This is a genomic window from Deltaproteobacteria bacterium (assembly GCA_016183235.1).
Taxonomy (GTDB): domain Bacteria; phylum UBA10199; class UBA10199; order DSSB01; family JACPFA01; genus JACPFA01.
Genome location: JACPFA010000042.1, coordinates 112,164 through 135,404 on the forward strand (window position 1 = coordinate 112,164; position 23,241 = coordinate 135,404).

21 protein-coding genes and 1 riboswitch are annotated in these 23,241 nt (G+C 46.8%); of the genes, 4 read left to right on the top strand and 17 right to left on the bottom strand.

Annotated elements, in window-relative coordinates; translation table 11 throughout:
- The first annotated feature begins 180 nt into the window (after positions 1-180).
- From HYU97_10835 to HYU97_10850, 4 genes are all read left to right on the top strand, one after another.
- On the top strand, positions 181-858 hold the full coding sequence (locus HYU97_10835) for a hypothetical protein (protein MBI2337241.1): 678 nt from the start codon (positions 181-183) through the stop codon (positions 856-858).
- 118 nt (positions 859-976) lie between these two features.
- The gene (locus HYU97_10840; GenBank protein MBI2337242.1) at positions 977-1,435 is read left to right on the top strand and encodes a single-stranded DNA-binding protein; all 459 of its coding nucleotides are present in this window, start codon (positions 977-979) and stop codon (positions 1,433-1,435) included.
- A 3-nt stretch (positions 1,436-1,438) separates the two neighbouring features.
- On the top strand, positions 1,439-2,368 hold the full coding sequence (gene trxB / locus HYU97_10845) for a thioredoxin-disulfide reductase (protein ID MBI2337243.1): 930 nt from the start codon (positions 1,439-1,441) through the stop codon (positions 2,366-2,368).
- A 328-nt stretch (positions 2,369-2,696) separates the two neighbouring features.
- Positions 2,697-4,220, top strand: a complete 1,524-nt coding sequence (locus HYU97_10850; GenBank protein ID MBI2337244.1) for a YifB family Mg chelatase-like AAA ATPase — start codon at positions 2,697-2,699, stop codon at positions 4,218-4,220.
- Between the two features lie 214 nt (positions 4,221-4,434).
- Here the strand turns inward: HYU97_10850 and HYU97_10855 are convergent, their stop codons facing one another.
- The 17 genes from HYU97_10855 to HYU97_10935 all read right to left on the bottom strand — a co-directional run bounded on the left by HYU97_10855 (position 4,435) and on the right by HYU97_10935 (position 23,235).
- Positions 4,435-4,800, bottom strand: a complete 366-nt coding sequence (locus HYU97_10855) for a hypothetical protein (protein MBI2337245.1) — start codon at positions 4,798-4,800, stop codon at positions 4,435-4,437.
- 87 nt (positions 4,801-4,887) lie between these two features.
- Positions 4,888-5,643, bottom strand: coding sequence for a sulfite exporter TauE/SafE family protein (locus tag HYU97_10860; GenBank protein MBI2337246.1), 756 nt, complete (start codon positions 5,641-5,643; stop codon positions 4,888-4,890).
- Positions 5,633-6,544, bottom strand: a complete 912-nt coding sequence (locus HYU97_10865; GenBank protein MBI2337247.1) for a bifunctional molybdenum cofactor biosynthesis protein MoaC/MoaB — start codon at positions 6,542-6,544, stop codon at positions 5,633-5,635. The genes HYU97_10860 and HYU97_10865 overlap by 11 nt, the downstream gene beginning before the upstream one ends.
- Positions 6,545-6,549: 5 nt before the next feature.
- Complete coding sequence (gene moaA, locus HYU97_10870; GenBank protein ID MBI2337248.1) at positions 6,550-7,533, bottom strand: GTP 3',8-cyclase MoaA; 984 nt, start codon at positions 7,531-7,533, stop codon at positions 6,550-6,552.
- Positions 7,523-8,095, bottom strand: a complete 573-nt coding sequence (locus tag HYU97_10875; GenBank protein ID MBI2337249.1) for a molybdenum cofactor guanylyltransferase — start codon at positions 8,093-8,095, stop codon at positions 7,523-7,525. Before HYU97_10875 ends, moaA begins: the two co-directional genes overlap by 11 nt.
- Positions 8,089-8,502: a molybdenum cofactor biosynthesis protein MoaE gene (locus HYU97_10880; protein MBI2337250.1), complete on the bottom strand. Its 414-nt coding sequence runs from the start codon at positions 8,500-8,502 to the stop codon at positions 8,089-8,091. Before HYU97_10880 ends, HYU97_10875 begins: the two co-directional genes overlap by 7 nt.
- Before the next feature lies 1 nt (position 8,503).
- Positions 8,504-8,749, bottom strand: a complete 246-nt coding sequence (locus HYU97_10885) for a MoaD/ThiS family protein (protein MBI2337251.1) — start codon at positions 8,747-8,749, stop codon at positions 8,504-8,506.
- Positions 8,746-10,026 (bottom strand): molybdopterin molybdotransferase MoeA, encoded by a 1,281-nt coding sequence (locus HYU97_10890; protein ID MBI2337252.1) that lies wholly within the window; start codon positions 10,024-10,026, stop codon positions 8,746-8,748. The genes HYU97_10885 and HYU97_10890 overlap by 4 nt, the downstream gene beginning before the upstream one ends.
- Positions 10,016-10,156, bottom strand: a riboswitch (molybdenum cofactor riboswitch). It overlaps the preceding gene by 11 nt.
- A 153-nt stretch (positions 10,157-10,309) precedes the next feature.
- A complete protein-coding gene (locus HYU97_10895) occupies positions 10,310-11,848 on the bottom strand; it encodes an antiporter (GenBank protein MBI2337253.1) in 1,539 nt (512 codons plus the stop codon).
- 16 nt (positions 11,849-11,864) lie between these two features.
- A complete protein-coding gene (locus HYU97_10900; protein MBI2337254.1) occupies positions 11,865-13,256 on the bottom strand; it encodes a NarK/NasA family nitrate transporter in 1,392 nt (463 codons plus the stop codon).
- 4 nt (positions 13,257-13,260) lie between these two features.
- Positions 13,261-13,920 (bottom strand): hemerythrin domain-containing protein, encoded by a 660-nt coding sequence (locus tag HYU97_10905; GenBank protein ID MBI2337255.1) that lies wholly within the window; start codon positions 13,918-13,920, stop codon positions 13,261-13,263.
- 10 nt (positions 13,921-13,930) lie between these two features.
- Positions 13,931-14,659 carry a respiratory nitrate reductase subunit gamma gene (gene narI / locus HYU97_10910; protein ID MBI2337256.1) on the bottom strand — a complete coding sequence of 243 codons (729 nt, stop codon included), beginning with the start codon at positions 14,657-14,659 and terminating at the stop codon, positions 13,931-13,933.
- A 20-nt stretch (positions 14,660-14,679) separates the two neighbouring features.
- Positions 14,680-15,390 (bottom strand): hypothetical protein, encoded by a 711-nt coding sequence (locus HYU97_10915; GenBank protein ID MBI2337257.1) that lies wholly within the window; start codon positions 15,388-15,390, stop codon positions 14,680-14,682.
- Between the two features lie 5 nt (positions 15,391-15,395).
- A complete protein-coding gene (gene narH / locus HYU97_10920; GenBank protein MBI2337258.1) occupies positions 15,396-16,949 on the bottom strand; it encodes a nitrate reductase subunit beta in 1,554 nt (517 codons plus the stop codon).
- A 42-nt stretch (positions 16,950-16,991) separates the two neighbouring features.
- A complete protein-coding gene (locus tag HYU97_10925; GenBank protein ID MBI2337259.1) occupies positions 16,992-20,603 on the bottom strand; it encodes a nitrate reductase subunit alpha in 3,612 nt (1,203 codons plus the stop codon).
- Positions 20,604-20,617: 14 nt separating this feature from the next.
- Positions 20,618-21,454 carry a cytochrome c gene (locus HYU97_10930; protein MBI2337260.1) on the bottom strand — a complete coding sequence of 279 codons (837 nt, stop codon included), beginning with the start codon at positions 21,452-21,454 and terminating at the stop codon, positions 20,618-20,620.
- Positions 21,455-21,606: 152 nt separating this feature from the next.
- Positions 21,607-23,235 carry a ChaN family lipoprotein gene (locus tag HYU97_10935; protein ID MBI2337261.1) on the bottom strand — a complete coding sequence of 543 codons (1,629 nt, stop codon included), beginning with the start codon at positions 23,233-23,235 and terminating at the stop codon, positions 21,607-21,609.
- Between the last annotated feature and the right edge of the window lie 6 nt (positions 23,236-23,241).

Sequence of the window (23,241 nt, forward strand, 5' to 3'; positions counted from 1 at the left end):
CTGGATCCCTGCCGGAGTTTACCCCTGCGCAGGCAGGGGCAGGGATGACAGAAAGCACATTTTTCAACAAGCCCATAGAAAAAAGATATGACAAACAATTTAAAGTTGTCTTCGATGCCATTCGTCAATTAATGGAACCCATACCTAAACCAGGCAAACAAAGGATCGGGTTTTGAGCAAATGAAGCTACACTTATTCCTCCTATTTTTCCTTATCTTCGTCATTCACTGCCGCTCTTTGCCCAAAGTTCAAGTGCCTGATTTAGCCAATTTTAAAACTCCTGACCGCCTGTCAGAAGCAAGTGAGCAAAATTATCGGCAAGCCTTAAATACGCCTGAACGCATGGATGCTATTCAACTGACTCTCCAAGGTTATGCTTATGCCAACCGTTGCTTGGCCTTCAAAACAAACCACCCGCCTTGTCTTTATTTTCGTGCACTCAATGTGGGTATTTATTATCAGAATTATATTTTAGGTTATCAAAAGGGGCTCAAAAGCATGGTGAGGGATCTAATTAAAGTAACTGAATTAGACCCGGCCTATGCCCATGGTGGGGCCTTTCGCGCCCTTGGCGTAATTTATGCGAAGGCACCCAATTTTAGCCCCTTTCGCCACGGCATTACGAAAGATTTAGACAAAAGCCTTGAATATTTAAAGCAATCGATTCTGCAAGCCCCAGATTATGCCCTCAACCACCTCTTTCTTGCCAATACCTTCATTGAAATGGATAAAATAACGGAAGCCAGGGTTGCCTTGATCGAGTTTGAACGGCTTAAAAATGAATCGCAACTCAACCAAGATTACCCCCCTTGGCAAAAAGAATATCAAAAGCTCCAAAAGAAATTGAAAAATAACTAGACAAGCCTCTTGGCAAAGAATTAGACAATCTTTGAATAGTAGTGTCATTGCGAGCGTTAGCGAAGCAATCTCACCGGTCTAGATTGCTTCGCTCTGCTGAGTTCGCAATGACAGAGAAATGACAGAGAGAGGAGTTTCTATGGTTAATAAAGTTCTTTTACTAGGCAATCTTGGTCAAGATCCTGAAGTGCGTTACACCCCTTCGGGCGCTACAGTTTGCACCTTCAGCATCGCCACCAATGAACGCTGGACGAGTAAAGATGGCAAAAAAGAAGAGCGCACCGAATGGCATCGCATTGTGGTGTGGGGGAAATTAGCCGAGCTTTGTGGCGAATATTTGGGCAAAGGCCGCACGGTGTTTGTAGAGGGGCGCTTGCAAACCCGCGAGTGGACTGACAAACAAGGCAACAAACGTTACACCACCGAGATCATCGCCAACAACATACAATTTATTGGCGCAGGTTCTGGCAAAGGCGGTGGGGCTTCACAAAAATCGGCTAGTTTACCGGAAGAATCTGCCCCAGGCCCACAGGGCGATACTGTAGTCGATAATATTGAAGAAGATATCCCTTTTTAAATTATGAAAGAATACGACGTTGTAATCATTGGTTCCGGCGCTGCGGGTCTCACTGCCGCTATTTATACGGCCCGCGCCAACCTCCAGCCCGTTGTGATCGACGGCACTTTGCCGGGAGGGCAACTTACCACCACGACCGAAGTCGAAAATTATCCTGGCTTCCCCTCTGGCATCATGGGGCCTGAATTGATGGAAAACTTTCGCAAACAAGCCGAGCGTTTCGGTACTGAATATGTTTTTGACACGGTTGAAAAAATCCTCCCTCAAAATCATGGTTACAAAATTCAGCTGTCAAGTCATGAGACCATCGTTAGCAAAACAATTATTATTTCAACTGGTGCCTCCCCTCGCCTTTTAGGTTTGCCTGAAGAAAAAAAGCTCATGGGCCGTGGGGTTTCTACTTGTGCCACTTGCGATGGAGCCTTTTTTAAAAATGTTGATCTGATTGTGGCAGGCGGTGGCGATTCGGCCATTGAAGAAGCTACTTTTTTGACCAAATTTGCAAAAAAAGTTTATGTGGTGCATCGCCGCGACACCCTTCGAGCCTCCAAAATTATGCAAGACCGTGCCTTTAAAAATTCTAAAATTGAATTTATTTGGGATTCTGCCATCAGCCAAATTCACGATGTCGAAAAAAATACCGTCACGGGTGCTACCCTCAAAAACTTAAAGACCGGAAAAACCACTGAACTAAAAGTGGATGGTATTTTTGTGGCTATCGGTCACATCCCCAACTCCGCCCCTTTCCAAGGCTTGATCGAATGCGATGAACAAGGTTACATCAAAGTCTTCAAAGGCACCCAAACCAATCAACCTGGCATCTTTGCAGCAGGCGATTGCGTCGACCACGTGTATCGCCAAGCCATCACCGCCGCCGGCATGGGTTGCCAAGCCGCCCTCGATGCCGAACGCTATTTGGCCAACCTAGAATAAGCACCGTCCGTTCTTCTCACTTACAGTGCAATTTTAATACATCAAAGATATAAATTTTTCTGTAGGTAGGGCGCAGGGGGAGCATCTTTTTTTGACCATTCGCGGAAGTGGCGGGGCCCCCAATGCGAGTTAGCCGTCACGGAAAGCCGAGGCCCATGTCATCCCTGCGAAGGCAGGGACCCATGATGGGGAACGCGGAAGGATTCCGTGACGGCTAACTCCATTAGGGTCGCCACTGCAGCGACGGTCAAAAAAAGATGCTCCCCCTGCGCCCTACCTACAGAAAAATTTTTTATTTGTGGCACATGTCTTGCTTATGATTTAATCCATGGTCGTAAAAATCCTCTCCGCAGGTATTCGCGGTATTGAAGCCTTCATGGTTGAATTAGAAATGCGTGCCTCTCGGGGCCACCCTGGGTGGACTACGGTGGGTTTACCCGAACATGAAGTACGCGAAGGCAAAGAAAGGGTGTTGAGTGCCCTGCAAGCCATCGGTTTTGAAATCCCACAGAATAAAATCACCTTAAATCTTGCCCCGGCCGATGTTCGCAAAGAAGGCACTGCCTTTGATTTACCCATTGCCATGGGCATTGTCGCCAGCAGGGATTTAACGTTTCAAAAAGATCTGCAAGACTACCTTTTAGTGGGCGAACTTTCTCTCAATGGCAATTTACGCCCCATCCGTGGAGCGCTAGCTACAGCGCTACTTGCCCAATCCGCCCAAAAAAAGGGCCTCATTGTTCCTGAAGAAAATTTGGGAGAAGCTTCGTTATGTAAAAATATCGAAGTGTGGGGGGCAAAAAATTTGGGCCAAGTCGTCGAATATTTTTGTGGCAATAATTATTTGGCACCCGCCAAACCCATTGCTTATGAACCCACCAACCTGCATCTCGATTTTAAAGAAGTGTGGGGCCAGCAAGGGGTCAAACGGGTTTTAGAAATTGCTGCGGCAGGTTTTCACCCCACTCTTTTAGTAGGCCCCCCAGGTTCTGGCAAAAGCATGCTTGCAAAACGGCTCCCCTCTATCTTGCCTGCCTTAAATCATGAAGAAATGCTTCATCTCATCAATCTCAAAAGTTTTATGACCACCCTTTCATCCCATGGCACCACGAATTTAAAAATAAGTCGGCCCTTTCGTAGCCCTCACCACAGTATTTCCTATGCCGGCATGGTGGGAGGCGGTAGCTTGCCCAAACCCGGCGAGGTCACCATGGCCCATCACGGGATTTTATTTTTAGATGAATTGCCCGAATTTAAAAAATCGGTGCTCGAATGTTTACGCCAACCCCTTGAAGATAAAAAAATCACTATTTCTCGAGCTAAAGAATCTTTTACGTTTCCAACCGACTTTTTGCTCATTGCCGCCATGAACCCTTGCCCTTGTGGTAACTATGGCTATGAACCCTGGTTAGAATGCAGTTGTTTAGCCAGCGATATTAAAAGGTATCGCCAAAAACTTTCTGGCCCCCTACTCGATCGCATTGACCTTAAAACTGACGTGGCACCTGTACCCTATGGTGAAATGGAAAAGGGCGATGGGCAAGAACCGAGTTTAACAATCCGTCATCGAATCGAAGCCTGCCATCAAATACAAGAAGATCGTTTTAAAGACAGTCCTTATCGTTTTAATAGCCAAATGGATAATGAGGCGATCAAACGTTATTGCCAATTGGGAGCAGACGGAAAAAAGATTTTAGCCAAAGCCATGGAAAAGTTTAGACTCTCCGCCCGCAGTTACACCCGCATCCTTAAAGTCGCCAGAACGATCGCTGACCTGGCTCAAGTAGAATCGATCGAGTCAGCCCATTTACTTGAGGCCATTCAGTACAAAATCAATGATCGGGTGATATAGGCTTGCCCTAAAAAAGACCGAGCACCCCCAACTCAAGACCCCGCGCCCGGTCGGCCTAGTCGGGCTAAAAAATTTTTTGTTTTTGGTTGAATTAGAGTACTCCTCTGTCGTCCTCTAATTCAAAAAAACAATAAAATTTTTGAGCCCTCCTACGTCCGACCTCCTGCGCTACAGGGTCTTGAGTTGGGGGTGCTCGGTCTTTTTTAGGGTAAGCCTATATACCAAATAATTGTTTATAGTGGGGGTCTGCTTCGACAACCGAGTACAGACAATCGGTAAGGGTAGCAACCATTTCGGGTTGATTTAACGAACCTTCAAGGTTTTCGCTAATTTGGGTTTGGATGGCACTTTTCAATTGCAACTCCGAAAATGGTGAAGACCCATGGATATTGGTATTGCACAATAGTCTTTTCTTCTTAAAATCTGAAAACAATTTAACACTACGTAATCTAAATTCTTCGGCTACGGCCAAAGGATTTACAACCACCGGTTTAGGGAGGTTAAAATTAGAGGCCAGTTCTCCGATCTTAGATAGCGCTTGAGTGGTTAAATTTTGCAAATATGGAATGTCTTTTTTCATAGTTCTTAATTTTAGTGGTTAAGTATAGAGTTCAAATCCCAGACGGTTAGACTATCGGATGGGTAAAAGAAAGGTTGCTACTTTTTATCAAAAGATCTCCCACAAAAAACGAAAGGAAATTCCCATGATCAAAAGGGCAGAAATTTTCTGTAAGGTGAGTTTCGAAATCGCATAGGCCCCCATGCGACTTCCCAACTGCCCTCCCGCTATGACTGCAAGCCCCAAGACGCCAATGATTGGCAGATCAAAACCCGATCCATCTTTCACCATCTGCCCCATCAAACCTGCCAGTGAATTAACCAGGATAAAAAAACTTGCGGCAGCAGCGGCTCGTTTAGAATCGGCCCATCCTAAAAAGAGCAAAATCGGTGATAAAAAGATGCCCCCCCCAATGCCCACCAAACCTGAGAGCCACCCCAAAAGGGCACCCGTTGGCAAGCCCACCATCAACACATGTCCCAGGCCTATTTCGCGTTGAATGGTAAAAGAACGGCCGGCCCACAATAAGCGACACCCAGCCACAAAAAGAGAAAACCCCAATAAAATAGAAAAAAGCGTTTTGCCAATAACGAAGCTCCCGCCCCAAAATGCCATGGGGATGGAAGTCAGTACAAAAGGCAGAACTTGTTTAAAAGAAAAATGTCCCGCTCGATAAAAATGATAGAAGCCACCCGTCACAACCAGAAGGTTGCACACCAAGGCCACCTTAGGAACTAGCTGAAAAGGAAAAGCAAACAAAACCAACAAGGCAAGATAGGTGGAACCACCCCCGAGACCCGCCATCGAATAAACCATGGCCGTCATCAAGAACAACGCTGCTAGTAAAATAATCTCAGGCCCCATGGCCGCCCCCTCGCATCATCTTAAAGCTATGCAACACATTGGGAAACAAGGCAGCCAGTGATTCTCTCACCCCACGTGAAGAACCGGGCAAGGTCATAATTAAAGTATTACCTTTAATACCTACCACACCACGAGAAAGCATGGCATAGGGGGTACGTCGTTGCCCAAAGCTACGCATGGCCTCGGCGACACCTGGCACCTCCCGTTCAAGGATCGGCTGCACTGCTTCTACCGTCACATCCCGTGGCCCAAGGCCTGTACCACCCGTTATCAAAATCAATTGAATCCCTGCGTTAATCCATCCCAGGATTTTTTGTTGAATGACCTCTTTCTCGTCGGGCACAATATCATAGTGACGCACTTCCACCGGAAAAGCGGTCATGGTTTCTTGAATAATTTTTCCCGATTTGTCGGATTTTTTCCCGCTCGCCACACTATCGGAGCTCACCAAGATGGCCGCAAGAATGGGCTTGGTAAAATTTTCACGAAAGTCGCTCTTGCCACCGGTTTTTTCAATCAAGCGAGTTTCCCCCAAAATTACTTCTTGATCAATGCCTTTCAACATGTCGTAGATAGTCAAGGCAGCCACCATCGCAGCGGTTAGCGCTTCCATCTCTACCCCGGTTTTACCGATCGTCTTGACTTCAGCACGTATTAAGATCTCAGTTTCTTTGTGTTCAAAATGAACAGCCACACTATCAAGCATTAAGGGATGACAATAAGGAATAAGTTCCGGCGTTTTTTTTGCCGCCAAAACTCCAGCGGCTCGAGCCACACTCAAAACTTCGCCCTTAGGGGTGTCTCCCCGCATAGCCTTGTCAATAGTATCTTTGCGGGCGACAACTCTCGATTCTGCCACGGCCGCACGAAGAGTTTCTATTTTACTGGATACATCGATCATAACTTTTAACCTCCAATTCCATACATACAAGGCACTCTCTCTTTTGCACTTTGCATAAAACCCAGATGTCCTTCCCGCTTACCTTGAATCAAGTTCACGATTTTATGAGCGAGGGTCTCATCGTCTTTTTCCTCTCCACGCAGAATATCGCGCACGGAAAGAACTCCATTGTAAGCCAGGCAATCTTGAACCCTGCCATCACAAGAAAGACGAATCCGATCACAACCATCACAGAAAGGCTTTGACACGGGACGGATGGTACCTAACACGACTCCAAAGTCTTTAACGAAATAATATTGGGCGGGCCCAAAACCTAATTTGTTCTCATAAGGCTCCAGAGTATATTTTTTTGATAGCCGAGCCAAAATTTGGCCCAAGGGTAAATAGGCATCTTGTTGAAATTGAGCCGGGCCAATGGGCATGAGTTCGATCAAACGCAACACAAGGTTTAAGTTTTTAGCAAAGTGCAAAAGATCTTCGACTTCTTCATCGTTAAAACCTCGTTGCACAACCATGTTGAGTTTGATGGGTTTAAAACCAAGGGCGATAGCCTTTTCCAAGCCCCTTAAAACTTTTTCTAAATCACCCCACCGTGTTACGTGACGAAATTTTTCAGGGTGAAGCGTGTCGAGATGAATATTAATTTTGTTTAAACCGGCTTGTTTCAACTCGTAGGCTAACGTTTCTAACAGCACCCCATTGGTGGTCAGCAATATTTCTTCTAACCCCGCAATCCCTTGAAGCATCGCGATAAGCCGCGGTAAATTTTTTCGCACCAAAGGTTCGCCACCGGTTAAGCGAACCCTTTTAACTCCCAAGGCAACCAGGATTCTCACCATGCGTGTAATTTCTTCGAAGCTTAAAATTTCGGATTTAGACTTGGTATGGACCCCATCCTCTGGCATGCAATAGCGACAGCGCAAGTTACAAAGATCCGTCACTGAAAGACGAAGATATTCAATCTTGCGATGGTAAGCATCAATGAGCATGAGCCTCCAAACGAGCCAAATCTTGCGGGGTGTTGATGTTACAAGACTGATGTGGGTGGAGATTGAGCCGATGAATATTGGGTTTGCCGGCCAAGAATTTCTTTAACGAACGTTCTCCTGTTAAAATCTGCTGCCTCATCCCTGCAAAAAGGGTGTGAGAGTAAACGGCCATGAGGTATTCTTCTTGCTCGCTAACGGGAATGATCGCATCAAAATTTTGCGCCTCTTTCAAAATACACTCAATGAGTGCAGGGTCGAGTAAAGGCAAATCACAGGCTACCACAAAAATTTTTTCTTTGTGCGTCAAACTAAACGCGGTTACCAACCCACCCATGGGCCCACGTTGGGGCAGAAGATCTTGATAAACGGGTAGAGGAAGATGACGGTAAACTTCCGGTGTGTTTGTTATCAAAAAAGTCTCGGCAAAAACTTCTTGCATGGCCTTTAAAACACGATGAATGATGGGAACCCCATCATAAAGGGCAAAGGCCTTATTGCTCCCAAAGCGCGCCGATTGGCCACCCGCCAAGATGACTCCCAAAATTTTTTCTTCTTTTAACATACCGGTTGACTCACTTGAGGATGGTGATGACAAGAACAATTCGCGTCCTCTGCTTTCCAAATAGGAACGAGTTTTTTAATTTGTTCAATCACATAGCGACAGGCGGCAAAGGCTTCGATCCGATGCTCGGAGGATACGGCAATCGCCACCGCAATCTCACCAACAGGCACCCACCCCGCACGATGAACAATGGAAATCCTTTCCAGGGGCCATTGCTGACTAGCCTCCGAACAAATTTTCCCAAATTGTTTGAGAGCCATGGTGGAATAAACTTCGTATTGAAGACCCTGAATACCAGGTTCAGCACGCACCCTGCCTATAAAGGGCACAATCGCGCCGCTCATAGGGGTCAAGACCGATTCGATCACCTCTGCAACTTGAATGGCTTCGTTGGTAATTTTAAGCATATTAGCCTCCACTCACGGGGGGTATAAAAGCAACTTCGTCCCCATCCTGTACCCAGGTGTCATAAGGCACATACTCTCCATTCACCGCCACCCTCACCCAACTCCTCCATCGCTTGGCTTCGGTAATATCGTCGAATAGATCTAAAAAAATTTGCTCCGCCGTACAGGGCTTGAAGAAATCAAAGGCTTTCTCGGACGCTTTAAAATAATCTTTTAATTGAGAAAAAAATTTAACTTGGACTGTCATGGTAGTTCCTCCCATAATTCGACTTCAACCGATTCTCCAATTCCAATACGGTCTTTTGTTTCAGGAATGAGGATGACTCCATTGGCATCGGCCAAGGTCTTAAGCCGAGCCGAACCCTGCGGCCCAGCAGGACGAGCCAAATATTCCCCATCACAATATTGAAGGGTTGCTCGCAGATAATCTTCTTTTCCTAGCGAACCAACACACACTTCTGTCGCCCTAGCCAGGCGGCGTGGGCGCATACACTCCCCTGCCCCCATCATTTTTAACAGGGCAGGGCGAACGAAACGATCGAAGGTCACCCAAGCCGACACCGGGTTTCCTGGTAACCCAAAGATGAGTTGCTGATCAAAACGCGCAAACAACAAAGGTTTTCCAGGCTTGATTGCAATTTTATGAAACAAAATTTCAGCGCCCATCTTGGCCAAAATCTTTGGCACAAAATCATAATCCCCCGCTGAAACACCCCCCATACAAAGGATAACATCCACCCCTGGTGAGGCTTTAAAACAATCTTCTAATTGTTTTTCGTTGTCCCTTACCCACAAAATTTCATCGGGTGTAATACCTATCTCCTCTAAAGCAGCGACGATGCTGGGGCCATTGCTATTATAAATTTGCCCCTCTTTCAAAGGCACCCCGGGTTTTACCAGTTCATCACCCGTGACAATGACCCTTGTCTTAGGTTTCGCGCCTACCCAAACATGTTCAAGCCCTAAGCTCGATAGTAAGGCAATCCCTCGCGAGGTAATACGAGTGCCTCGTGATAAAACTAACTCGCCTTCTACGATATCCTCTCCAACTTTTCGGACATGTCGGCCCGGTTTTAAGGGTTGGGTAACAACCAGCATTTGGGTCAAGTCTTGACATGAGACAGGTTTTAAACTTTCTTGACTAACCTGTCTCATGTCAAGACTTGACCCCATTACGCATTCCTCAAAGGGAATCACCGCGTCTGCTCCCGGAGGAATCGGAGCCCCCGTCATGATCCGAATGGCCTGCCCTGGTTGGAGGGGTGTTGTCCGCAGGGGGTCACCTGCCGCGAGGGTTCCTACGATCTTCAGTGAAACAGGGTGGCCGACAGAAGCAACTTCGGTATCATGATGGCAGAGGGCATAGCCATCCATGGCAGAATGATCAAAGACAGGAAGATCGATGGGGGCAAGAAGCGATGAGGCAAGATAACGATAAAGGGCATCGATCAGAGAAACTTTTTCTGAAGAGAGGGATCGAACAGAGGCGAGAATTTTTTCATGGGCTTCTGACGCAGATATCACATCTTCTCCTTTTCAATTCAGTCCCTATCGTGGGACATCGGAAGACAAAACCGTTTCCAGTTCTGCCCCGTTCCCCCTGCCATATCTTTTTTCAAGACTTAGGCAGGAGGAATTGGAGTTTGACTAAACTATGAAACACAATAAAAAAGATCAAAATGATGCCACACAGCTTACTGCATGATCTTCGTCAGCAAGAGAAAGCAGGAGGGAGAAGTGGGGTCGGTTCACCTCTAACGCAATGTCAACAACTCCGTTCGGATGGTTTCGTCAATCCGGAGGAAAACTAACACTTTATTTCCGCCCCCCTCCGCCCATACCACCACCAACAGGCCAAGAGGCAGGTCGCGTAATAGACGGCAAACCCGTAGAAGGCGTATTCGGGCGTTTTCGCCTCGATCTGCGAGCCAAAGACCTTTGGGATGATAAACGATCCGTAAGCAGCGACGGCTGCTGTCCAACCAAGTACGGGCCCTGCCTGGTCCATTTTAAAGATGATGGGCACCATGCGGAAAGTGGAGCCATTGCCTATTCCGGTGGTGACAAATAGAACAAGAAAAAGGGTCAGGAAAGGAAGGAAGAACTGTTCCGGGGAGGCCGAGGCCCCCGCCGCCTTGATGCAATACGCTGTTCCAAAGGCGGCGCCGATCATGATGACCGTATCCCAGAAAGTCACCTTAGCGCCCCCCCACTTATCGGAAAGCCATCCCCCCAGGGGGCGGGCGATTGAGCCGACAAGCGGCCCCAACCAGGCATACGCAAAGGGATTGGGGGCACGGGGGTTGGGAGTTCCATCCGGAAGCTGACCAAAGACAATCCGGATTAAAAGGGGGAGCGCGGCGGAATAGCCGATGAATGAACCGAAGGTCATTACGTACAAGTAGGTCATGATCCAGGTATGCTTGTTCTTGAAGATGGCGAAGACCCGGTCGATTCGGTTTTTCATCTCCCCTCGGATCAACTTCATAAGGGCCAACGTGACAAGGATGGTCGTGGGAAGAACAATCCACATATTTATTTTTAATTGGATTAGCAAGGCGGAGCCCACGAGGGTTCCAACAAAACCGATAATACCCAAACCCGTTACCTTGAGGATCGCCACGACGGGATGCCCCACGTCGTACATGGGAAGGGTATCCAATCCCCACCAGGCAATCAGACCCAACAGGGCCAGAAGGGGCACCCACGCAAGACCGTTGTTCTGAATCCAGATCCATTGGCCAGCCCTGGGCCCCGAGGTCGCCATGATTCCATCGCCCCCCAAGGCCCCGAAGAGGGGAACGGCAACCGCCAATGGCAAAAGCACCTGCATCAAGCTGACCCCCAGATTGCCCAAACCGGCATTGAGCCCCAACGCCAGGCCCTGCCGCCGTCTCGGGAAAAAATGGGTGATATTGGCCATCGACGAGGAAAAATTTCCACCCCCGATTCCGGAAAGAGCCGCGAGGACGACGAAAATCTCATAGGGAGTTGTCGTGTGTTGCAGGGCAATCCCGGCGCCCAGAGAGGGAAGGATGAGCAGCAACGTGGACACAGAGATGACGATCCGCCCCCCTGCAATGGTAATCATGAAAGAATTGACGATGCGGAGTGTCGCGCCGGATAAGCCCGCGATGGCAGAAAGCGTGAAGAGCTGGGCATCGGTGAAGGGAAAGCCCAGATTCTTCATCTGAACGGTGATGATGCTCCAGAAAAGCCAGATTGCGAAAGAGCAGGCCAGACAAGGAATTGAGACGGCGAGATTGCGTGCCGCGTGGTGCTTCCCCTCCTCCCATGACAGAGGATCTTCGGGGTCCCAGTGCTGTATCCTCAATGTTGTTGCCATACTTTCGAACCCTTTCTCAAGGAACCGCCTTGTACGGACGCGGTCCTTTGATTGCCTGCAGTTCAGAGGGTCGCGTTTCAATATCATTTTTCAATTGCGGAGTAGCCTGTTTCAACATTTGGATGACCGTCAGATGAAACCAAACAAAGCTTATCAGGGTCACCAAAAAAAGCACAAAGAAAGTACTCTGCGGCAACCACGACCCTTGGTAGGCATAACCGAAAATAGGCGGAAGAAAGAACCCACCCAAGGCCCCTAACATGCCCACCAAGCCACCCACAGCGCCCACATCTCGGGGAAAGTAATCAGGGATATATTTATAAACAGCCGCCTTTCCAATGCCCATGCAAGCACCCACCAGAAAAACCAACGATACAAAACCCCAAAGCGGCATGATAAAGGGAAGCACTTCGTGAGCCCCACTCGCAGCAAAACGACTGGAGACATAAAGCACAATATGGCCATTGGGAGCTGAGAGCAGAAACGTTGCAACGGTCATCACACCTAAAACAAGATACATGATGCGACGCGCACCAAAGCGGTCAGACAGCCAACCTCCCAGGGGCCGAAGGAGGCTGGCCGGAAAAATAAAAGAGGCCGTGAGCAGAGCTGCTGTTTGTAACTTAAGGCCAAAGACATCTACATAATATTTGGGAAGCCAAACCGAAAGCGCCACGTAGGCACCAAACACCACCACATAATAAAGACTAAACCGCCACACGCGAATATATTTCAAGGGGCGTAGCATTTCAAAAAAACTTCGCCCATGGCCTGGCTTATGGTCGTGCGAAGGAGTGCAGGCCCAAGTCAGCACGGCTAAGAGAACAAGTAGCACACTGTAGAGAACAGGAACGAACCGCCAACCGCCGGGTAGTCGCCCTCCCCACAACCCTGCCGCAGGCACTATGGCAATGAGGACAGGGCCAATAAACTTCGTAATCGAAGCACCTACATTGCCTGCGCCAAAGACACCCAAGGCAAAACCTTGGCTCTGTTTAGGAAACCAGGCCGAATTCCACGCAATGCCAACGGAAAAAAGATTGCCGCCCAAACCCACCAAAAAGGCATAGATCATGAGTTCATGAAAGGAATGCGTGTATGCAATTAAATAAGTGGGCACGGCCGTGCCGAGCAAAAGCATGATGGTCACCCATCGGCCGCCAATACGATCGGTTAGTATGCCAAACAACAAACGCCAGATAGACCCGTTCAAAATAGCGACCGCCGTCAACCAACCAAACTGAACATCGTTTAAACCAAATTCTTTACGGATGGGAATCCCCAGCACCCCAAACATCAACCAAACTGCAAAGGCAACCGTAAAATCAAGGGTCGAAAAGGTAAGCACACGGCCTCGACCCTTGTTTTCAATGGCCTGCTCACGAATTTTCTGAGTGGCGTGAGTCATGGGGCTACCCCTTTGGTTGCATGGCATCAAATTCGGTCGTGGAAATCAATTGGTGGGCCATAGGAAATAAAATATGGTCTTCGCGAAAAATATGCAGACGCAAAAGTTCAACTAATTGTTTGCCCTCTTCTAATGCTGCATCCAGCACCACTAACTTTGACCGTTCGTCAGGAAGACGAAAAGTGAGCCCTAAAAAATTGATAATGACCGCTGCTAGCTGCACGGCCTTGTGATGATCATCCTCCATCATATCAACCGGTGTGGTCGTTGCTCCGACGTGGTGTTCGCCTTTATCCAGAAGCCGTTTGCTCAGCAATGGGAAAAAAGTAACTTCTTCTCGATGACTGTGTGTGGCAAACTCCTGATCAAAAAAATGGAAAAAGTGACGAAGTTTTTGATCGAGTTCTTTTGTAAACCCTGTTTTTTGAATACAAAGGATGGCCTCTTCAAATAAAGCAAGCTCCTTCATGAAAGAAACATGTTCCTCCATAAACTTTCTTAAAAAAGGATGCATGGCAGCAGGCTCAACAGACGTCGTGCTGGGCGGGGCATAGGCATCGGGTGGATCCATGGGAGACAGGCCATCTCCCATAGCACCTGTTTCTGCCTGCTTTTTCAGAGGATCAATCGAATTAAGCAAATGCGCACTCATATTAGTTTCCATGGCCAAACCCCTAGTTGTTTTGCGGACGGTGCTCCGTCCAAACGTTCTGCGAGTTACGTACCCGTTTACGGTCCCAATACCACATCACCTGTTGATAAGGCCTCCAAATGTAATGAAAGGGGGCCACAAGAAAATGCACCAAGCGCGTAAAGGGAAAGATAGTCACAATGAGAAAAGCCCCAACAATGTGGCCCTTGATCACCCAAGGCATGGCGCTCACCGCCTCGATACGCGGATCAAATGTCAAAATCGACCACAAATAAGGGGTCAGGTCTGCTGCAAACCAAGAAGACCCCCAACGATACCCCAATGCAATCCAGCATCCTAAAACAATTTGTAACCAAAGCAAGATCTCAAGGCAAAGATCCATTCGACTGGTCACGACCCGCACCCGCACATTCGAAATGCGCCGCAAGAAGAGGATGATCAACCCAATCAAAACACTCAAACCAAAGGTAAAGGCCGTTACTTCTAAAATAATCAAACGTACCGGGTTGCTGTTCCATGCCAAGGTGGCTTTTGGAAAAAGAAAGGCAATCAGGTGCCCTAAAAAGACCACCAAGATCCCCAAGTGAAACAACATGGAACCGAAATAGAGCGCTTTCCCCTCCAAAAACTGCGAAGACAAAGAGGAATACTTGAACCCCGTTGCCCTGTATCGCTGAATAGTGCCAATCAAAAAAGTCACGATGGCAATATAAGGTAACGCAATAAACAAAAAGTTATTTAAAAAATTCATAACAATTTCCACCTACGTTATTAAGAGTCACAACCACTATTGTTAGGGTTTGCGGTCTGCTCGATATTCATTTCTTTTTCAACCCATCCCAAAAAATCAGCCGATTGAGGTTGAAGCGACCACTCGGATAATTGGGCCATTCTATCAGCCACGTGAAAATCTTGGGTTAACACCTCAAGGGTGGCTTTAAGCGCCTTGCAATAAACGGTCGGAGCGCTGCCCGGCGCGGGATCCAGCAAGGCTTTGTAATGTTTTTGGTAACTCATTTTCTTTTTTTCTACACGCTCTTCGTCAAATTCACGAATCATCAGCATAAGCGCCGGAACCAAAATTTCCCTCACTAACTCAAGTAACAGTTCCTCATCTTTTAATTTTGGCATCAACCGTAAGAGGTTGGGTAAATGATCGGCTAGTTCACCCCCACAGTTATTTTCTACTTGGGAGTGTTCACGCGTGAGATTCGACAACAACTCTGCACGCTTGTAGTCATCCCCAAATAATACATAACCAACATCGAGCGTCGTGATCGACTGAACATCAAAAGAGCGTGTATAGAGTTCTTGTAGATCAACCGTTTTTTTGGGAATCCCTTCTAAAAAATGTTGTACCTGAAGGGCTGCTTTCGCATATTTGTCACGTAATAAATCCAATAAATTTTGTACTTCAAGGGCGTAGCCGGGCCCTGGAAAATCAAACACCTTAGCCAAATAAAAATAATGCGACTGATTCATAAAATTTATAACCCTCTCTGGAAAGTCCCTTCTTTAAAACCAAAGCCAGTACTGCCTTTTGTGTCCCCGGTAAATTCTAACATCTCGATTGCCTGCTCGCGATGGGCTGCCGGGATCACAAAGCGATCATCAAACTTGGCCAGCGAGGTGAGATAGTAAATCTCGTCTGCTAGCTCGGGTGAATAGCCCACAGCCTCGAGAGCCTTCATGGCCTTGTCTTGCGAAATATCTCCCACAGTTTTGTGGCGGCGATAAATTCGGATAGCCATGAGTTTTTTTAATCGATCGGCAATTTTGTTTTCATCGCCCGCACTAAAGAGACTGGCAAGATACTTCAATGGAAAACGAGCCTCGTTGATGGTCCCCCAAAGCTCGGTGGTACTTGTGTCGTAGAGCCAACGATCATCCCAAACCTTGGCAATGGGGTCTAACTCGCTTACTTGTTTGCTTTGACCCATTTCCTTGACACTGGCCATGACCGGCAAAAGGGGTGGCACATAAAATAGCATGGGAAGGGTTCTAAACTCGGCATGCAAGGGAAGGGCCAACCCCCACTTCTTGACAAATTTATAGGTTGGCGAATTCTGTGCTGCATGAAGGGTAGAATCGGCTATGCCATTGGCCTTGGCCGACGCAATGACATCGGGGTCAAAGGGGTCTGCCAAAATATCAAGGTGTCGATGGATGAGTTGTTCTTCAGAAGCCGATGCCACTTCATGAATACGGTCTGCATCATACAAGATAACTCCCAAATATCGAATGCGGCCTACGCAAGATTGCATACAAGCTGGGGCAAGACCGGCCTCAATCCGTGGATAACAAAGAATGCATTTTTCTGATTTACCGGTATGCCAATTGTAATAAGATTTTTTATAAGGGCAGGCCGTGACACACATTCTCCAAGCACGACAAACATTTTGGTTGATGAGCACCACACCATCTTCACCACGCTTATAAATGGCACCCGACGGGCAAGAGGCAACACAAGCCGGGTTCAGGCAGTGGTTGCAAATGCGTGGCAAATAGAAAAACGCCATCCGTTCTAGCTGAAACATGGCCTCTTGTTCAGCAGGGGCCAATTTTTTGAGATTAGGATCATTACGGGCAAAGTCAGGGGTTCCACTCAAATCGTCATCCCAATTGGGCCCCATTTTGATATCGATCGGTTTTCCGGTGATTAACGAAACGGGCCGAGCTGTTGGCTGGTCATCGCTGGCGGGCGACTCAATCAAATCAAGATACTTGTAAGTGAAAGGTTCGTAATAATCGTCGATCACAGGTAGGTTGGGATTATGAAAGATGTTCAACAATCCTTTCTGCTTGCCAGCACCCTTAAGCGTAAGGGTTGTTCCAATTTTTTCCCAACCACCCTTATAGATATTTTGATCTTCCCATTTGGTAGGATAACCTGTGCCCGGCTTTGTTTCAACATTGTTCCACCACATGTACTCAGCACCCTTCCGGTCGGTCCAAATATTTTTACACGCAATGGAGCAGGTATGACAGCCAATGCATTTGTCTAAGTGAAACACCATCGAGACTTGAGAACGAATATCCATATCTTTTCCTATAATAAATTCCCTTCCGGTGAAGGGAAATTTTCAAAATATAACTTTATCCATCTTTTTAACCGTCACATGGGTATCCCGTTGCGGGGCAATGGGTCCCCAATAGTTAAAGTGATACGAGAACTGCCCGTATCCGCCGCACAGGTAGTTCGGCTTTAGGTGGATCCGTGTGAAGCTATTATGCCCCCCCGCTCTCTTGTTCCCTCTCACTTGTGATTTAGGAATACCCACCGTACGCTCGGGCACATGATAAACAATGCACACGCCTTTTGGAATACGAGCGCTCACACAGGCACGAGTGCAATAAACACCATGGTCGTTATAAACCTCAACCCAATCGTTGTCTTGAATCCCCAATTCTTTTGCATCTTGCTCACTCATCCAACAGGGTTCACAACCTCGCGAGAGCGTTAACATGCGAAGATTTTCCATGTAAGTTGAGTGGATATGCCACTTGCCATGCGGAGTAAGGCAGTTCAACACCTTGGCCTTGCCATCTTTTAAGGTCTCTTTCAAATCACCATACACTTCTGGCCTGGGTGAAGGTTTATAGGTTGGTAAGTGCTCACCATAGGCAATATACATCTCGTGATCGAGGTAAAAATGCTGCCTGCCGGTGAGCGTTCTCCAGGGCACGAGGCGATCTACATTATAGGTATAAGCGGCATAGGCCCTGCCATTGTTCATGAGCCCCGACCATAGCGGAGAAGTATTGTAACGCCGCGGTTGGGCCTGCAAGTCAGCATAACGGATGCGAACATCCTTACTTCCTTCACCTAAATCAGCCAGTTTAAGCCCGGTTTTTTTCTCCATATTTTCATAGGCACGTACTGTCAGCGTACCATTGGTCAGTGTCGACAAGTGAAGAACCGCATTAGCGGCCCACTCATCTTCTTTGAGGGAGGGATAAATTTTCCCATCGATCTTTTCTACAGGGAAATGATTCGAAGCAATCATCTGGTCGTATTCATCCGCACAGAAATAATGGTTACCGTGTGCACCCAAACCCTTGGTTTTGATATTTTCTCCGAGGGTAATATATCTTTCATAGAGTTTGGTATAATCGCGGCGAACCACGGCAAGCTTGTGCATGGTCTTTCCAGGAATTGCCTCACACTCGCCATGATACCAATCCTTCACACTGGGCTGCGTCATCTCATCGGCCGTATCGTGGGATAATGGCAATGCAACAATGTCTACCTGAGGTTCGGGAAAATATTTTTTAGCCGCCTCACTCGTCACCCTTGCTAATTCTTTAAAAATGTTCCAATCGGTCTTGGCTTCCCAAACCGGCGGAATAGCCGCTGACAGTGGATGAATGAACGAATGTAAGTCGGTACTGTTGAGGTCTGCCTTTTCATACCAAGAAGCTGCAGGCAGAACGATATCGGAATAGAGCGCTGAGGAGTCCATGCGAAAGTTTAAGTCCACTACCAGATCCATCTTTCCGGTGGGTGCGATCTCATGCCATTTCACCTCTTGAGGGTGTTCTGCCGAATCTTTCCCAATGGCGTTTGAATGCGTGCCAAGATAATGTTGCAGGGCATACTCGTGACCCTTCATACTCCCCATGATGGCATTGCCACGCCAAATATACCAAACCCTTGGGTGGTTTTCTTCGGCCTCAGGGTCTGCCACGGAATATTCCAATTCTTTTGATTTTAATTTTTTCAATACATAATCGGTAATACCCGCGTCGTCTTTGGCACCTTGGGCCATGGCTTCTTGACCAAGTTCTAAAGTGCTTTGCTTAAACTGCGGATAAAAGGGCATCCACCCATTACGAACAGACTGCAAAATAGTGTCGGCCGTGTGTTTGCGGGTCATGTCATTGTCGGGGACCGTATTATAATGTGAATACTGACCATCGTAACGGTACTGACAGGTGTTGATGTAATGCCACAGCGGGGCTTGTTGAAGCCGACTCGCTGCATACCAATCTTTGGCAAAAGCAATGGAACCCCAAGAATCAACCGGGGCTAGTTTTTCCTGCCCCACATAGTGATTCAAACCACCTCCATTTTTACCTACGCAGCCTGAAAGCATCAACGCCATAGCACCCGCACGGTACATCAGATTGGCGTGATACCAGTGATTAATACCCGCACCAATGATGATCATGCACTTACCCTCGGTCATCGCCGCAGTATTGGCCCACTCTCTGGCAAATTGAAGCACGGTCTTAGAATCAACCCCTGTCAAAATCTCTTGCCAAGCGGGTGTATAAGCAGCATCTGCATCGGCATAGTCTTTAGGATATTCTCCCGAAAGCCCACGCCCCACGCCATACTGAGCCATGATCAGATCATAAACCGTTGCGACAGCAACTTTGCCATGCAAAGTCTCAACATACTTGACGGGAACGCCTCGCAAAACTTTCTTGTTTAGGCCGAATTCTGTAAATTCGGTACTCAGCACGCCATCATTATTTTTAAGCAAGGTAAGCACGGGATCATAAGGGTTGTCATCCGTGGAACCCTCAAGCTTCATGTTCCACTGACCAGCCTTACCCCAACGATGCCCCATCGCACCCTTGGGCACTACCAAGCTCCCCGATGCTTCATCTATATTGAGAAACTTCCACTCACCGTTTTCAATATCTTGAAAGGAGCTGATTTCATTGGCTCGCAAGAGACGGCCTGGAGTGTAATGACCGCCCTCCTTATTGAGCACGACCAGATAAGGGCTGTCGGTGTATTGCTTGACGTACTTTATAAAATAGGGTGTTTGTTTTTCGTGATGAAATTCTTTGAGGATGACATGAGAGACCGCCATCCAAAACGCACCGTCACTCCCCGCGTGGAGAGGCACCCACTGATCGGCATATTTACAAACTTGGCTAAAATCAGGCGAGAACACAACCGCCTTGGTGCCATTGTGCCGTGACTCTGCAAAAAAGTGGCAATCGGGTGTACGGGTCATATTCAAACACGCACCCATGTCGGCAATCATTTTGGCATTGTACCAGTCAGCACTCTCACAAACATCGGTCTGTTCGCCCCAAATTTCTGGAAAAGCTGTAGGAAGGTCACAATACCAATCATAAAAACTTAAATTCACTCCTCCAAACAGTTGGAGAAATCGACCACCCGCTGCATAACTGAGCATCGACATTGCAGGGATGGGTGAAAAACCAATAACTCGGTCGGGGCCATATTTCTTTGCGGTGTAAATATTGGCAACGGCCATGATTTCCAAAACCTCATCCCAACTAGCCCTTCTAAACCCACCTTTACCGCGAGCCTTCTGATAGGTCTGGCGTTTTTGTGGATCTTTTTGCAAAGACTCCCAGGCCTTGAGCGGATCACCCCATGTTTCCTTTTCGGCACGATAGGCATCGATCAGGGCACCTCGAATCAAGGGATACTTGATGCGAAGCGGGCTATATAAATACCAAGAGTACGAAATACCTCTTTGACAACCCCGCGGTTCATAAGGTGGCAGTGAATCTTCCAGGAGCGGGTAATCGAGTTGTTGCGTCTCCCAAACGACAATGCCGTCTTTCACATGGATTTGCCAAGAACAACCGCCCGTACAGTTAACTCCATGCGTACTTCGAACGATACGGTCGTGTTGAAAGCGATTGCGATAAAACTCTTCCCATTTTCGCGTCTGAGGGGAAATAATATCTTTAATCCAGCTCATGGATGCTCCTTCATCTACTCGGATTGAATCTGTCGGTCATAAATTGCTTGGTTGACGGAATGTTTCTTGCGACGCCACCCCATCAACGCACAGAGCACAGAAAGTAGCACCACACCGCTGATCCCAGCGTTAAAGAGCCCCCACCCATAATCTTTGGGTTGTTGAAAGGCATGTTCACGATCCGCATCTTGCAAAAAACCTGTTAATGCCCGAATCTCCTCCGGTGTGAAAGATTTACCTTGATAAGCCGCTTGCATAACAGGAAAAGGAGGGCTCCCTAAGATCGCCTGCACCCCTGGTTTACCTATTCTAGAAAATACTAGGGTTAGATCCTTGGCAAGGACCCCACCCCCAATGACAGCATCGTTTCTCACATGATGGCATGAAATACAAGAAGGCCCACCCTGCGTAAAACGAACCCTTCCTTGAAAAAGATTGCGCCCCAACAAGATTTCATCTGGGGTCGGTTCCGACGGAGTCTCCACCACAACCTGCCCTCCTCCACTATGAGGTGCTGAACTTCCTCCCGCTTCCTTGATGTATGCAATAATTCCCTTAATTTCATCGTCGGAAAAGAGATGGTCGGGCATGATAATCTTGTTGTTTTGTTCAAACAAGGCCACGGCTTCGGGATCACCGGATTGAATGACGGCTTGCGAAGACTTGATGAATTTAAGCATCCAGTCTTCTTTATGTCGATCATGCACACCCGCTAAGTCGGGCCCCACGCGGCGCCCACCACCAATGGTATGGCAGGCGGCGCACTTTTGTTCAAATAGAACCTTGCCCTGGCCTACGAAGGCAAGCGCTGTCGAAGGAAGACTCAAAATAAAAACTAAAAAAAACGCCATGATCCCCATTTTTCGCCTCGTTTACATTGGGTAAGGGATTGTTTAAGACAAAAATCCAGTTTCTGATGTGATTATAAATAAACTACCCCTCCCTGAAAGAAAATGATGCCCATCAATCGTATGCATGATGCTCATCATATTGATAGGATCAACTAAAGCCGGTGGGGCAGGCGCAAGCGGGAGGTCTTATTATAAAGATAATGATAAAGTAAAAAAGGTTCACCTTCTTCTTTAAACGGGCTGCGGTAAAGCCTTATGACTTCTCTTTTTCGAATAAGTTCTTTGAGCATCGCATAATAAATTCTCTCCCCCAATAAATAACCCAAGGCATGCGACACACCAAAAAATAATTTATAATTAGAAAAAAAATGTTCAGGCATGGCTGGGTCTTTCCCTTTTTTCATCATGGCCTGATGGGATAAAACAAACCTCGCTATTTCCACCTCTAAATGGCGCACTCGTGGAAAATCTTGAGAGGTTTTAAAATATTCAATGAGGGATTCATAATCCCGTTCTCTTAAACATTTTCGTTTATGGTTGATTAATTTAGAACCAAAAAACCCTACCGCTTCATGCAATACATTGGCGTAAAAGGCATCAAACCCACTGCGGGGAAATTCTTCACCCGATAATAAATGTTTAAGGCAATGGCTGGCTTCTTCAGCAGCATGGTTGATGGAAAGATTCCCTAGATAAACCCACTTACGTTTAGGGATATAATAAGATTCTGAAGATTCAATCTGTTGTTTAATGGCTTTGATTTCTCGAACTGTAAAGTCAGAGGCATTTTCTAATCGATCAAGAAAACTCAAATCATCCCACGTAAATATTTCAACTTCGTCTTTAGTGTCGGGCACCTTAATTTCTAAAAAAGCCGCGATTCGTTCCATTAAATCAACAAAATTGGCCTTGGGATCGGAATAATCAAACTCAATTTCATTTTCGAGCCAATTCAAATAAGACTGTTGCCACACAACGGGCGGCGTGTTCATTAAACAGTAACTCCATTCCCCCAGCTGAACAATTTCAACCTTGTCCTCCAACCCGGCTTGGGCTAACTGCCAATAAATTTTCTCTGAGTTTTGATAAACATGAAGTATTTTTTCTGAACGCAGCTTCGTTGCATTTAAAGTGGCCCGTAATTGGTGGGGTAAATTTTTTGGAGCGATGTGCAAATCTCCCACTAAACAAACCACAAGGGAATTAGGATTTTTTTCATGAATATCTTTTAAAGTTTCGGCCATGGCTTGATCTCTTTTGATCAGCCCTGAACCATAAGGAGCGGTCTCCAAACCATAAATCTTAACCCCATGATAAATGGCAAAATCAAAAAGTGGTTTAAAATTCCCCCACAGATCAAAATGAAAATGTTTTTTTAATTCAATTTTCTTTAAAAATTTTTCTATTGGAAGTTTGCCGTTTAAATATTGATCAACATAAATTTGTTTTTTACGCTGAATAAATTCTAAAGCGATGCAAAAATTTTTAGTTTCGCCAACTAAGGCTCGCAAAAGGCGCAAGAATGACCGCTGAGATTGCGGGTTGGTGTGATAATCCCCCACAAAAACAAACTGCGCCTTAACCATCTTGCGCTTTAATTCATCTAAACTTACCACTCGTTGATAGGTTCTAACGCAATTTAAGTAATTTTTTTCGTATTGAGAAAAATCTTTTTCTTGAACCAGAACGGAGTCTTCAATGATTTGTTTATTATGGTAAAAGACTCTTTTTTGAATGGCTAATAATTCTTCCCGCGGGCTTAAATTCTGTTTATTGGACATGCTTTA

Excerpts from the sequence above, each read along its gene's own strand:
- narH (MBI2337258.1), bottom strand. The coding sequence starts at position 16,949 with ATGGATATTCGTTCTCAAGTCTCGATGGTGTTTCACTTAGACAAATGC.
- HYU97_10875 (MBI2337249.1), bottom strand. The coding sequence starts at position 8,095 with ATGTTAAAAGAAGAAAAAATTTTGGGAGTCATCTTGGCGGGTGGCCAA.
- HYU97_10895 (MBI2337253.1), bottom strand. The coding sequence starts at position 11,848 with ATGGCAACAACATTGAGGATACAGCACTGGGACCCCGAAGATCCTCTG.
- HYU97_10925 (MBI2337259.1), bottom strand. The coding sequence starts at position 20,603 with ATGAGCTGGATTAAAGATATTATTTCCCCTCAGACGCGAAAATGGGAA.
- HYU97_10840 (MBI2337242.1), top strand. The coding sequence starts at position 977 with ATGACAGAGAGAGGAGTTTCTATGGTTAATAAAGTTCTTTTACTAGGC.
- HYU97_10855 (MBI2337245.1), bottom strand. The coding sequence starts at position 4,800 with ATGAAAAAAGACATTCCATATTTGCAAAATTTAACCACTCAAGCGCTA.
- HYU97_10900 (MBI2337254.1), bottom strand. The coding sequence starts at position 13,256 with ATGACTCACGCCACTCAGAAAATTCGTGAGCAGGCCATTGAAAACAAG.
- trxB (MBI2337243.1), top strand. The coding sequence starts at position 1,439 with ATGAAAGAATACGACGTTGTAATCATTGGTTCCGGCGCTGCGGGTCTC.
- HYU97_10850 (MBI2337244.1), top strand. The coding sequence starts at position 2,697 with ATGGTCGTAAAAATCCTCTCCGCAGGTATTCGCGGTATTGAAGCCTTC.
- HYU97_10930 (MBI2337260.1), bottom strand. The coding sequence starts at position 21,454 with ATGGCGTTTTTTTTAGTTTTTATTTTGAGTCTTCCTTCGACAGCGCTT.
- HYU97_10860 (MBI2337246.1), bottom strand. The coding sequence starts at position 5,643 with ATGGGGCCTGAGATTATTTTACTAGCAGCGTTGTTCTTGATGACGGCC.
- HYU97_10865 (MBI2337247.1), bottom strand. The coding sequence starts at position 6,544 with ATGATCGATGTATCCAGTAAAATAGAAACTCTTCGTGCGGCCGTGGCA.
- HYU97_10915 (MBI2337257.1), bottom strand. The coding sequence starts at position 15,390 with ATGAATCAGTCGCATTATTTTTATTTGGCTAAGGTGTTTGATTTTCCA.
- moaA (MBI2337248.1), bottom strand. The coding sequence starts at position 7,533 with ATGCTCATTGATGCTTACCATCGCAAGATTGAATATCTTCGTCTTTCA.
- HYU97_10935 (MBI2337261.1), bottom strand. The coding sequence starts at position 23,235 with ATGTCCAATAAACAGAATTTAAGCCCGCGGGAAGAATTATTAGCCATT.
- narI (MBI2337256.1), bottom strand. The coding sequence starts at position 14,659 with ATGAATTTTTTAAATAACTTTTTGTTTATTGCGTTACCTTATATTGCC.
- HYU97_10835 (MBI2337241.1), top strand. The coding sequence starts at position 181 with ATGAAGCTACACTTATTCCTCCTATTTTTCCTTATCTTCGTCATTCAC.
- HYU97_10880 (MBI2337250.1), bottom strand. The coding sequence starts at position 8,502 with ATGCTTAAAATTACCAACGAAGCCATTCAAGTTGCAGAGGTGATCGAA.
- HYU97_10885 (MBI2337251.1), bottom strand. The coding sequence starts at position 8,749 with ATGACAGTCCAAGTTAAATTTTTTTCTCAATTAAAAGATTATTTTAAA.
- HYU97_10905 (MBI2337255.1), bottom strand. The coding sequence starts at position 13,920 with ATGGAAACTAATATGAGTGCGCATTTGCTTAATTCGATTGATCCTCTG.